Annotated in this window: 10 protein-coding genes; 1 reads left to right on the top strand and 9 read right to left on the bottom strand. The window is 75.7% G+C overall.

From position 1 onward, the window contains the following. Window positions 1–77: 77 nt before the first annotated feature. The 9 genes from gatB to IEV86_RS13540 all read right to left on the bottom strand — a co-directional run bounded on the left by gatB (window position 78) and on the right by IEV86_RS13540 (window position 10849). Entirely contained in the window at window positions 78–1589 is a 1512-nt protein-coding gene (gene gatB, locus IEV86_RS13580; RefSeq protein ID WP_043605363.1) for an Asp-tRNA(Asn)/Glu-tRNA(Gln) amidotransferase subunit GatB, read from the bottom strand. Then, window positions 1586–3139, bottom strand: a complete 1554-nt coding sequence (gene gatA / locus IEV86_RS13575; protein WP_043605367.1) for an Asp-tRNA(Asn)/Glu-tRNA(Gln) amidotransferase subunit GatA — start codon at window positions 3137–3139, stop codon at window positions 1586–1588. The genes gatB and gatA overlap by 4 nt, the downstream gene beginning before the upstream one ends. After that, window positions 3139–3435: an Asp-tRNA(Asn)/Glu-tRNA(Gln) amidotransferase subunit GatC gene (gene gatC / locus IEV86_RS13570; protein WP_043605370.1), complete on the bottom strand. Its 297-nt coding sequence runs from the start codon at window positions 3433–3435 to the stop codon at window positions 3139–3141. Before gatC ends, gatA begins: the two co-directional genes overlap by 1 nt. A gap of 56 nt (window positions 3436–3491) precedes the next feature. Next, window positions 3492–3926: a hypothetical protein gene (locus IEV86_RS13565; protein ID WP_043605373.1), complete on the bottom strand. Its 435-nt coding sequence runs from the start codon at window positions 3924–3926 to the stop codon at window positions 3492–3494. A 140-nt stretch (window positions 3927–4066) separates the two neighbouring features. Further along, entirely contained in the window at window positions 4067–4987 is a 921-nt protein-coding gene (locus tag IEV86_RS13560; RefSeq protein WP_052426123.1) for a GNAT family N-acetyltransferase, read from the bottom strand. Beyond that, window positions 4984–7323 (bottom strand): NAD-dependent DNA ligase LigA, encoded by a 2340-nt coding sequence (gene ligA / locus IEV86_RS13555; protein ID WP_081978660.1) that lies wholly within the window; start codon window positions 7321–7323, stop codon window positions 4984–4986. The genes IEV86_RS13560 and ligA overlap by 4 nt, the downstream gene beginning before the upstream one ends. 111 nt (window positions 7324–7434) lie before the next feature. Then, window positions 7435–8478: a uroporphyrinogen decarboxylase/cobalamine-independent methonine synthase family protein gene (locus IEV86_RS13550; RefSeq protein ID WP_188484707.1), complete on the bottom strand. Its 1044-nt coding sequence runs from the start codon at window positions 8476–8478 to the stop codon at window positions 7435–7437. Then, a complete protein-coding gene (gene mnmA / locus IEV86_RS13545; protein ID WP_043607771.1) occupies window positions 8475–9566 on the bottom strand; it encodes a tRNA 2-thiouridine(34) synthase MnmA in 1092 nt (363 codons plus the stop codon). The genes IEV86_RS13550 and mnmA overlap by 4 nt, the downstream gene beginning before the upstream one ends. Window positions 9567–9634: 68 nt before the next feature. Beyond that, window positions 9635–10849, bottom strand: coding sequence for a cysteine desulfurase family protein (locus IEV86_RS13540; protein WP_043607769.1), 1215 nt, complete (start codon window positions 10847–10849; stop codon window positions 9635–9637). A 52-nt stretch (window positions 10850–10901) separates the two neighbouring features. Between IEV86_RS13540 and IEV86_RS13535 the strand changes: the two genes are divergently transcribed. Further along, the gene (locus IEV86_RS13535; RefSeq protein WP_043607768.1) at window positions 10902–11864 is read left to right on the top strand and encodes a phosphotransferase family protein; all 963 of its coding nucleotides are present in this window, start codon (window positions 10902–10904) and stop codon (window positions 11862–11864) included. The last annotated feature ends 31 nt before the right edge of the window (window positions 11865–11895 follow it).

Genomic DNA, 11895 nt, shown 5'->3' with positions numbered 1-11895 from the left:
GTGCCGTCCGCGGGCTCCCCCGCAGGTCGTGGGGTCCGCGGTCGGACCACCGTGCCGCGTGGCGGAGGCGCACGCGCTCAGCTCGCGCCGACGCGCTCCAGCACCAGCTCGCGGACGCGTCCGGCGTCGGCCTGCCCGCGGGTCGCCTTCATGACCGCGCCGATGATCGCGCCGACGGGACCCAGGTTCCCCGAGCGGATCTTCTCGACCACGTCCGGCTGCGCCGCGAGGGCTGCGTCGACCGCGGTCAGGAGAGCGCCGTCGTCGGAGACGACCTCGAGGCCCCGCGCTCGTGCGACCTCCTCGGGCGACCCCTCGCCCGCGAGCACCCCCGCGAGCGCCTGCCGCGCGAGCTTGTCGTTGAGCCGGCCGCTGTCCACGAGCCGCTGGAGCTCGGCGACGTCGGCGGGCGTGACCCGCAGCTCCTCGAGAGCGAGGCCCTCGGCGTTCGCGGTGCGGGCGAGCTCGCCCATCCACCACTTGCGCGCCGCGGCCGGCGAGGCACCTGCCGCGACCGAGGCCTCGATGAGCTCGATCGCGCCCGCGTTGACGACGTCACGCATCTCCGGGTCGCTGTAGCCCCACTCGCCCTGGAGGCGACGACGACGGGCGACCGGCATCTCCGGGAGCGTGGCGCGAAGCTCCTCGACCCACGTCCGGCTCGCGGCCACGGGGACCAGGTCCGGCTCCGGGAAGTAGCGGTAGTCCTCGGCGTCGGACTTGACGCGGCCGGAGGTCGTCACGCCGGTGTCCTCGTGCCAGTGCCGGGTCTCCTGCACGACGGCCCCGCCCGACTCGAGCACCGCGGCCTGGCGCGAGATCTCGTAGCGCACCGCACGCTCGACCGACCGGAAGCTGTTGACGTTCTTCGTCTCGGTCCGGGTGCCGAGAGGTGCGTCGGGCGACGGCCGGAGCGACACGTTGACGTCGGCGCGGACGTTGCCCCGCTCCATGCGCGCCTCGGACACGCCGAGCGCGCGGAAGATGTCCCGCAGCGTCTGGACGTAGGCGCGCGCGACCTCGGGGGCCCGGTCGCCCACGCCCGTGATGGGCCTCGTGACGATCTCCACGAGCGGGATCCCGGCGCGGTTGTAGTCGACGAGCGAGTACTCGGCGCCGTGGATGCGACCGGTCGAGCCGCCGACGTGCGTGTTCTTGCCCGCGTCCTCCTCCATGTGCGCGCGCTCGATCTCGACGCGGACGACGGTGCCGTCCTCGAGCTCGACGTCGATCCACCCGTCGTGCGCGATGGGCTCGTCGTACTGCGACGTCTGGAAGTTCTTCGGGACGTCCGGGTAGAAGTAGTTCTTCCGCGCGAACCGGCACAGCTCGGCGATCTCGCAGTTGAGCGCGAGGCCGATCCGGATCGCGGACTCCACGGCCGTCCGGTTGAGCGCGGGCAGAGCACCCGGCAGGCCGAGCGACACGGGTGTCACCTGGGTGTTGGGCTCCGCGCCGAACTCCGTCGGGGCGCCGTCGAACATCTTGGTGAGGGTGCCGAGCTCGACGTGCACCTCGATCCCGATCACGGGGTCGAAGCGGCTCACGGCCTCGTCGTAGTCGACCAGGGCGGCGGTCGTGGTGCTCATCGGGTGCTCCCCTCGGGCGCGCGGACGGGCAGCTCGGGCGCGCCGGCGAGGAGCGGTCCGCCCCAGCGCTGCTCGAGCAGCATCTCCAGCGCCGCGCCGACGCGGTACAGGCGGTCGTCCGCGCGCGCCGGCGCGAGGACCTGGAACCCGACGGGCAGGCCGTCGGCGAGGCCGTTCGGGACGGACATCCCGGGCACGCCCGCGAGGTTCGCCGGGATCGTCGCGACGTCGTTGAGGTACATCGCGAGCGGGTCGTCGAGCTTCTCGCCGAGGCGGAAGGCGGTCGTCGGCGCGGTGGGCGAGACGAGCACGTCCGCGCGCTCGAAGGCCTGCGCGAAGTCGCGCTGGATGAGCGTGCGGACCTTCTGGGCGCTGCCGTAGTAGGCGTCGTAGTACCCGGCCGACAGCGCGTACGTGCCGAGGATGATGCGGCGCTTGACCTCGTCGCCGAAGCCCGCGCCGCGCGTCGCGGCCATGACGCGCTCCGCCGTCACGACGCCGTCCCGGGGCTCGACGCGCAGGCCGAAGCGCATCCCGTCGAACTTCGCGAGGTTGCTGGACGCCTCGCTCGGGAGGATGAGGTAGTACGCGGCCAGGGCGTACTCGAAGTGCGGGCAGGAGACCTCGACGACCTCGGCACCCGCCTCGCGGAGCAGGTCCAGGGACTCCTCGAACCGAGCGCGGACCCCGTCCTGGTACCCCTCGCCGTCGAGCTCGCGCACGACTCCCACGCGGACGCCGCGCAGGTCACCGGTACGGCCGGCGCGGGCCGCCTCGACGAGCGCGGGGAGGGCGTCCGGCAGCGACGTGGCGTCGCGCGGGTCGTGGCCGCCGATCGCCTCGTGCAGGAGCGCCGAGTCCAGGACCGTGCGCGTCACCGGACCGGCCTGGTCCAGGCTCGAGGCGAGCGCGACGAGGCCGTAGCGGGAGACCCCGCCGTAGGTGGGCTTCACACCCACGGTGCCGGTCACGGCCCCGGGCTGGCGGATCGAGCCGCCGGTGTCCGTGCCGATCGCGAGCGGCGCCTCGTAGGCCGCGACCGCGGCCGCGCTGCCCCCGCCCGACCCGCCGGGGATCCGGTCCAGGTCCCAGGGGTTGTGCGTGTTGCCGTACGCCGAGTGCTCGGTCGACGAGCCCATCGCGAACTCGTCCATGTTGGTCTTGCCGAGGATCGGCATGCCCGCGGCGCGCAGGCGCTCGACGATCGTCGCGTCGTACGGCGGGACCCAGCCCTCGAGGATCCGCGAGCCGGCCGTGGTGGGCATGCCGCGCGTGACGACGACGTCCTTGACGGCGACCGGGACGCCCGCGAGCGGTGCGAGGTCCTCCCCCGCGGCGCGCCGTGCGTCGACGTCCCGCGCGGTGGCGAGGGCGTCGTCGGCCGAGACGTGCAGGAACGCGTGGACGGCACCGTCCACGGCGGCGATCCGGTCCAGGTGCGCCTGCGTGACCTCGACGCTCGACACCTCACGGGCCCGGAGGGCATCGGCGAGGTCGGCCGCGGTGCGGCGCGTCAGGTCGTCGGTGGGGGCGACGGGTGCGTCCGCCATCAGTCCTCCTCGAGGATCTGCGGGACGAGGAAGCGGCCGTCCTGCGCGGCGGGCGCCGCAGCGAGGATCTCCTCGACGGGCAGCGTCGGCTCGACGACGTCGTCGCGGAAGACGTTCGTCAGCGGCAGGGGGTGGCTGGTCGCGGGCACGTCCGCGGTCGCGACCCGGCTGACCGTCGCGACGGACTCGACGATCACGTCGAGCTCGCCGGCGAGCCGGTCCAGCTCCGGTCCGGTGAGGTCGATCCGGGCCAGGCCGGCCAGGCGCGCGACTTCCTCGCGAGAGATGGTGGACATGGCGGGAAGTCTAGTGGCCGGTCGTGACGGGGCCGTTTCGTGGGCCGGTCGCGCGCTCAGTCCCCCGAGGCCCCGACCGCGGCCCGGACCAGGGCGAGCGCGGCGTGCGCGTAGGCGTCCGCCGCCGTCGCCGCGGTGAAGTGCTCCTCCGCGCCCGGGGCGCGCGCGGTGGTGACGACCCACGTCCGCTCGCCGTCGCGCTCGACCGACTCGAGGCGGACGAACGTGCCGCCGAGCAGCTCGCGGAGCTGGTCCTCGCGAGGCAGCCACAGGGCGTCCTCCTGGGCGACCGAGTCGAGCGCCCACTCGGTCGTGCCGTTGAACCCGAGCACCGTGCCGGTCGGGAACTCGTGGGCCTCGATGGTCATCTCGCTGAGCGTGAACACCTCACCCGTGAGCTCGGGCTGGGGGATGACGAAGCGGTCCCCGGCTGCGGGGCGCCACTGCAGACCAGCACGGGCGAGCTCGGCTGCGAGGTCTCGGGAGATCACCGCACCAGTGTCCGTCGCCCGGTCGCCGGACGCTCGCCGTGGTCGTGCGTCGTGGTGACCGACGGGGTGACCTGCGTGGTGGTCGTCCTGGCGCTCGTCACGGGCTCGTCGTCACGGGCTCGTCGTCACGGGCGTCGTCGTCACGGGCGCTCGCGGTAGTGGTACGCGCTCACGGTCGCGAAGCCGAGCCGCTCGTAGAGCGACCGGGCCCCGGCGTTCCCCTCCTCGACCTGCACGAACGCACGACGTGCGCCGTGCGCCCCGGCGACCTGCTCGGCGGCCGCGGTGAGCTCCGACGCAACCCCTCGGCGGCGCGCGCGGGGCGCCACCATGAGGCAGGAGACCGCTGCCCACCCTTCGCGCACCGCGACGCGGACGACCCCCACCACGCCGTGGTCGTCGCGCGCCGTCACGTAGGACGCCGGCGCGCCCGACACGACGGCGCGCGCGAGCCCCAGCTCCACACCGGCCGAGGACGCCTTGACGTCGAGCCACCCGCGGAGCCACGCGTCGTCCGGCGCGTCCGCCGTCGCGAGCGCGACGCTGCCGTCCTGCACGGCCGGGGCCGCCACGTCGCCGTCCTTGACGGCCTGCGCAGCCGTGCCGCCGTCGTGCGCCGGCTGCGCGCCCGTCGCACCCGACCCGAGGTCGCGCGTCATGAGCAGGGTCCGGGCGGCGACCGCGTAGCCGCGTCGCGCGAGCACGTCGTCGAGACCGCGCGGGCGCGTCGCGGGGCAGACCCGGACGACCGCCGGGAGGCCCGCCCGGGCGTAGACGTCCTCCGCCGCGTCGAGCGCACGACCGACGTCGGGGACGTCGACCGTCGCGACGACGCTGTTCGCGCGGCGCGTGAACCCGCCGGAGACGCCGACCGCCCAGCCGTCGACGTCGACGACCCGCACCGGGCGCCACGTCGCGACCTCGACGTCCACCGGCGGCACGGCGTAGCCGGTCCCTGCGCGCGGTCCGGCTGCCGACGCGTCGGCCGGGGCGTCGGCCGGGGCGTCGGCCGGTGCGCGCGTCACCACCCGTGCGGGGCCGGGGACCTCCGGGGGCGTCATGCGTCACTCCGCCGCGCGTCGGCCTCGTCGTCGGCGGCGCCGCCCGGCCGGGCGGTGGAGTCGGTCGCTCCCTCGTCGTCGTCGGCGGTGCCGAGCGCGTCCGGCCCCTGCTCGAGGAGGACGACGAACTGCGCCTCGTCGAGGATCCGGAGACCCAGCTGGAGCGCCTTGTCGTGCTTCGAGCCCGCGTTCTCACCGACGACGACGAAGTCGGTCTTCTTCGAGACGCTGCCGGACGCCTTGCCACCGCGCGCGAGCACGGCCTCCTTGGCGCCGTCGCGCGAGAAGCCCTCGAGCGATCCCGTGACGACGACCGTGAGGCCCTCGAGCGTGCGAGGGACGCCCGCGTCCCGCTCGTCCTCCAGGCGGACCCCTGCGGCTGCCCACCGCTCGACCGTCTCGCGGTGCCAGTCCTCGGCGAACCAGTCGCGCACCGCGGCCGCGATCGTCGGTCCGACCCCCTCGACACCTGCCAGCTCGTCCTCGTCGGCGGCACGGATCCGCTCGAGCGACCCGAAGTGCGTCGCGAGGGCCCGCGCGGCCGTGGGCCCCACGTGACGGATCGACAGGGCGACCAGGACGCGCCAGAGGGGTCGCTCCTTGGCGAGCTCAAGCTGCTCGAACAGCTTCTCGGTGGTCGCCGTCGGCTTCGGCGGCACCTTCGCCGTCCCGCGTGTGAAGAAGAAGGGCACCTGCTCGTGCTCGCCCGTCCGGACGCCCTTGACCTTGCGCTCGCGCCACACACGCACGTCCCGCAGGTCCTCCGCCGTGAGCTCGAACAGCCCCGCCTCGGAGTCGAGCACCGGCGTCTGGCGCTCGGCCTCGGCGTCCGCGGGACGTCCCAGCTCCGGGTCGGTGAGCGCGATCGCGGCCTCCCACCCGAGCGCCTCGATGTCGAGCGCCGACCGGGACGCGAGGTGGAACACGCGCTCGCGCAGCTGTGCGGGGCACGAGCGCGCGTTCGGGCACCGGATGTCGACGTCGCCCTCCTTGGCGGGGGCGAGCGGGGTCCCGCACGCGGGGCACCGCGTCGGCATCTCGAACTCGCGTAGCTCGGCCTCGCGGCCCTCGCGCAGCGCGACGACCGGCCCGACGATCTCGGGGATGACGTCACCCGCCTTGCGCAGGACGACGGTGTCGCCGATGAGCACGCCCTTGCGGCGGACCTCGCTCGCGTTGTGCAGGGTCGCCATCTCGACCGTCGAGCCCGCGACGAGGGTCGGCTCCATGACGCCGTAGGGCGTGACGCGCCCGGTCCGGCCCACGTTGACGCGGATGTCGAGGAGCCGGGCGTTGACCTCCTCCGGCGGGTACTTGTACGCGATCGCCCAGCGCGGCGCGCGGCTCGTCGACCCGAGACGCCGTTGCAGCGCGAGCTCGTCGACCTTGACGACCACACCGTCGATCTCGTGCTCGACCGAGCGCCGGTGCTCGCCGTAGTGGTCGATCATCGCCTGGACGCCCGCGAGGTCGTCCACGACGCGGGTGCGGTCCGACACCGGCAGGCCCCACGAGGCGAGCAGGTCGTACGTCTGCGACTGGCGCGCGGCCGGGGCGCCGCCGTCCGACCACCGCACGGCGCCGACGCCGTGGCACAGCATCCGCAGCGGCCTCGACGCCGTGACGCGCGGGTCCTTCTGGCGCAGCGAGCCCGCTGCCGCGTTGCGCGGGTTGGCGAACGGCGCCCGGCCCGCCTCGACCTGCGCCGCGTTGAGCTCCTCGAAGCCCGCGACCGGGAGGAACACCTCGCCGCGGACCTCGATGAGCTCGGGCACGTCGTCGCCGGTCAGCACGTGCGGGACGCCCTCGACGGTGCGCACGTTGAGCGTCACGTCCTCGCCCGTGCGCCCGTCGCCGCGCGTCGCCGCGCGCACGAGCCTGCCCCGCTCGTACAGCAGCGCGACGGCGAGGCCGTCGATCTTGAGCTCGCACAGGTAGTGCAGGTCCGGCACGCCGTCGGACCCGGCGAGGTCGCGGTGCACGCGCTCGGCCCAGGCGGACAGGTCCTCGGCGGAGAACGCGTTGTCGAGGCTGAGCATCCGCTCGACGTGGTCGACCGGCGTGAACTCGGTCGAGAACGTCCCGCCGACCCGCTGCGTCGGCGAGTCCGGCGTCCGCAGACCCAGCGCCTCGTAGTGGTCCTCGAGCGCCGCGAGACGCCGCAGGAGCGCGTCGTACTCCGCGTCGCTCACCGTCGGGGCGTCGCGCAGGTAGTACGCGAACTGGTGCTCCCGGACCTGCGCCGCGAGGTCCTCCCAGCGGTGGCGTGCGGCGACCTCGTCGAGGTCGAGGTCCGCCGGGTCGAGGTCGGTCGGCCGCGCCGTCTGCTCGCTCACCGGCCCATCATGGCGCGAACCACCGACATCGCCCCGCTGGGCCCACAGGGTGCCCCCTGGCGAGGCAGGTCGGCCGCGGGCGGGTCGCGTCCGCGCCCCGCCGAGGTCGCGTCAGCCCTCGGCGGCCCGAGACGCGAGCTCCTCCGCGACGCGCGCGGCGGTCCCGATGGCGTGCTTCGCGGCCTGCGGTCGGACGAGGACGACGTCGCCCCCGGCGACCGTGCCGGACGTCTCGACGTGCACGACGACGTCCGCGAGGCCGCTCGCGGGCAGTCCGACGGCGCTCCACGGACCGCTCAGCGACCGTGCGACGGCGGCCGGGTCGTCGCGTCGCCCGTGCTGCTCGCGCGGGAGCGCGAACCACAGACCGGTCCCCTGCTCGACGACCTCGGCGAGCAGCTCCCACTGCGGCCCGCGGACGGGTCCCAGCGCCAGGCCGAGCGCGTCCGCGCCGCTCGCCGCGGCCGCGCGCACCGACCGGGCGGCGAACCGCCCGCCGGTGTGGACCACGACGCGCTGCGCACCCGCGGTGCGCGCCCCGTCGACGACGCCGCGCAGGCCCGCCACGACGGCGTCCGCGTCCGCGGCCGGGATCCGTCCCCGGCCCGAGAAGGTCGCGACCGTGCCGCCGAGCACGTCGGGCAGGCCCGCCTCGCGCAGGACCACGACCGGCTCGGCGCCGGGCACCGCGGCGCGGACCCGGTCCACGAGCGTCGCGACGCCCTCGGCGAGCGACGCGACGAGCTCGCGCACGGCCCCGGCGTCCGCGAGCACCCGGTCGCCGCGCGCGAGGTACAGGACCGCGGCGAGCGTCCAGGGACCCCGGACGGACACCACGAGCGGCCCGGTCCACCCGTGCGCGGCGACCGCGAGGGCGTCGACGTCCTCCCGCAGGAGCGCCTGGGCGTGCTCGAGGTCCCGCCCGGGCCGGTCGCACAGCTTCCAGCCGTGCGGGCCCAGCTCGACGGGCATGCCGGTGAGGAGCGACGCCGTGCGGCCGGTCGACTCCGCCCACGGGCCGCGCTCGGGCAGCTGGACCAGCGACGGCAGCGGCTCGACGCCCGTCGGCGCCGCGGCGAGGCGGTCGAGCACCGTCGTCTGCGCGCTCAGCACCTCGCTCCCGGGCCACGGCCCCAGGAGGCTCAGGCCCGTCATCGCCCGGTCCCCGTGACGGTCGCCTGGCCGACGACGCGCGTGCCGACGTAGACGACCGCCGACTGGCCCGGCGCGACGCCGCGCAGCCGACCGGTCACCTCGACCTCCATGCCGTCGTCGGGCAGCGCCCGGACCCGTGCCGCGACCGGCGACCCGTGCGCACGGACCTGCAGCTCGCACGTCGTCCACCGCGTGGGCGGGTCGACGAACCACACGGCACGGTCACCCACGACGCGGCGGACCTCGAGCAGCTCCTCGGCGCCGACCACCACGGTGTTCGTCGCAGGCCGGACGTCGACCACGTAGCGCGGTCGGCCGTCGGCCGCCGGACGGCCCAGCCCGAGCCCACGGCGCTGCCCGACCGTGTACGCGTACGCGCCGTCGTGCGAGCCGACGACCACGCCGTCCACGTCGACCACGTCGCCGGGCCGGCTGCCGAGCCGCGCGCGCAGGAACCCCTGCGTGTCGCCGTCGGCCACGAAGCAGATGTCGTACGAGTCGGGCTTGGCGGAGACCGACAGGCCCCGCGCGGCGGCCTCGGCGCGGACCTCGGCCTTCGACACGACGTCGCCGAGCGGGAACACCGCACGGGCGAGCCGCTCGGGCCCCATGACGGCCAGGACGTACGACTGGTCCTTCGCCAGGTCGGCCGCGCGGTGGAGCTCACGCGTGGGCCCGCCGTCCGCGTCGACCGTCACGACGCGCGCGTAGTGACCGGTGCAGACCGCGTCGAAGCCGAGCGCGGTCGCCCGGTCGAGCAGCGCACGGAACTTGATGTGCTCGTTGCAGCGCACGCACGGGTTGGGCGTGCGGCCCGCCTCGTACTCGCTGAGGAAGTCGGCGACGACGGTGTCCTCGAAGCGCTCCGAGAGGTCCCACACGTAGTACGGGATGCCCAGCACGTCCGCGGCGCGCCGCGCGTCGCCCGCGTCCTCGATCGAGCAGCAGCCGCGCGAGCCGTTGCGCAGCTCGGCGCGCTCCCGGGCGAGCGCCATGTGGACGCCGACGACGTCGTGACCGGCGTCGACCGCGCGCGCGGCGGCCACGGCGGAGTCGACGCCGCCGGAGAGGGCAGCCAGGACACGCATGCGCCCAGCGTACGGTCGGCCCGACCCGCGGCCGTCGCCCGCACCCGGGCCCGGCGGGTGGCCGCGCCTCAGGCGCGACCCGCCGCGCGGGCCCGTTCGACGACCTCGGGGACCACGGCGACGAGGGCGTCGACGTCGGCCCGGGTCGTGGTGCGCCCGAGCGAGAAGCGCAGCGCGCCGCGCGCGTCCCGTGCATCGACCCCCATCGCCGTCAGGACGTGCGACGGCTGGGGCACACCGGCCCGGCACGCCGAGCCGGTCGAGCACCGCACACCCCGGCTGTCCAGGAGGTACAGCAGCGAGTCGCCCTCGCAGCCCGGGAACGTCAGGTGCGCGTTCGCGGGGAGGCGTCTCGGCCCGTCGTCGGGGATGGACGGGTCGGTCCCTCCGGGCACGTCCGGCACGGTCGGTCCGCGCAGCACCGCGTCGGGCACGACCTCCTGCACGCGACGGACGAGGTCGTCGCGCAGCGCGGCGAGCCGCGCCCCCTCGACAGCCCGGGCCGGCACCGCGAGGCCGAGGGCGACCGCGAGCGCCCGGGCACCCACGACGTCGACCGTCCCGGACCGGACGCCGCGCTCCTGACCGCCGCCGTGCGTGAGCGGTGCCAGCGGCAGGTCCCGCCGCGCGAGGAGCGCGCCGACCCCGACCGGTCCGCCGACCTTGTGCGCCGACACCGTCAGCGCGTCCGCACCCGAGGCGGCGAAGTCGACGTCGAGCTGACCGACGGCCTGCACCGCGTCGACGTGCAGCGGGACCCCGTGCTCGTGGACGAGGTCGGCGACGGCACGCACGGGCTGGACCGTGCCGACCTCGTTGTTGGCCCACATGACGCTCACGAGCGCCGTGCGGTCGCCGTGCCGCGCGAGCTCGTCGGCGAGCGCGTCGACGTCGACGCGTCCGGTCGCGTCGACGGGCAGCAGGACCACCTCGGCGCCCTGCTGCGCCGCGAGCCACGCCGCGGGGTCGAGCACGGCGTGGTGCTCGACGGCGGAGACGACGACGCGGCGTCGGGCCGGGTCGCGCGCGACCTGCGCCCACCAGACGCCCTTGACCGCGAGGTTGTCCGCCTCGGTACCTCCCGCGGTGAGGACCACCTCGCTGGGCCGCGCGCCGAGGTGCGCCGCGACCGCCTCGCGCGACTCCTCGACGACGCGCCGCGCCGCCCGCCCAGCGTCGTGCAGCGACGAGGGGTTCCCGAGCCGGCCGAGCTCGGCCGTCATCGCCTCCACGACCGCCGGGTGCACCGGCGTCGTCGCGGCGTGGTCGAGGTAGACGCTCACGGGGCGTGAGTCTACGAAGCACGCCCGCCCGCCCCGCTGGCACAATCACGGCGTGCTCCCCTCCCGTCCGCCCCGCGCGTTCAGCGGGTCGCGCCTCGGGTGGGGCGACCTGCCGCGCGACGTGCGCCTGCGCATCGCCGAGCTCGCCGGTGCGGACGTCGTGAGCGAGACCACCGCGACCAACGGGTTCAGCCCGGGGTTCGCGTCGCGCCTCGAGCTGGGCGACGGGACCGAGGTGTTCGTCAAGGCGGTGTCGGCCGAGCACAACCCGACGTCACCGCACCTGGCGCGCGCCGAGGCCGCCGTCACCGCGGTGCTGCCGCCCGAGGCCCGCGCGCCCGAGCTCCTGTGGTGGCACGACGACGGCACCTGGGTGCTCCTCGGCTCGCGCGCCGTCGACGGCGACGCACCGGGGGCGCCGTGGGTCCAGGCGGACCTCGACCGTGCGCTGGGCGCCGTCGCGGACCTCTCCGACGTACGGGCGCCCGCAGGCTTCCGGCCGCTCCCGGGCCTCCTGGACGAGGTCGTCACCGGGTGGGCGCGCCTCGCCGACGACCCTGCAGCGCTGGCGCTCGTCCTCGACGTCGTCCCGGAGCACGCGCACTGGCTCGAGCGGTCGCTCCCGGTGCTCGTGGAGCGTTCCGGCACCGCGGCCGCGGCCTGCGCCGGGGACCGTCTGGTGCACGGCGACCTGCGCGGCGACAACATGCTCCTGGACGGCCACGAGGTCTGGCTCGTCGACTGGGCGCACGCGGCCGTGGGGTGCGCGTGGTTCGACCTCGTCGCGATGCTGCCGAGCGTCGCGATGCAGGGCGGTGGCGCCCCCGCCGAGCTCTTCGCCGGTCACCCCGCGGCGGTCGGCGCGGACGGTGGCGACGTGCGCGCGGTGCTGGCGGGCATCACCGGCTACTTCCTCGAGTCGGCCGTCCGGCCGGCCCCGCCCGGCATCCCGAACCTGCGCGCGTTCCAGCTCGGTCAGGGGCGCGCGGCCCTGGAGTGGCTCCGGTCGCTCTGACGGCCGTCGCAGGGCGACCCGACGACGCTCG

Origin of the sequence: Cellulomonas carbonis, from assembly GCF_014636275.1 — a bacterium.
In the GTDB taxonomy this organism is placed as follows: domain Bacteria; phylum Actinomycetota; class Actinomycetes; order Actinomycetales; family Cellulomonadaceae; genus Actinotalea; species Actinotalea carbonis.
Note: the sequence above shows the minus strand (reverse complement) of the source record. Positions and strands in the feature narration are given on the sequence as shown.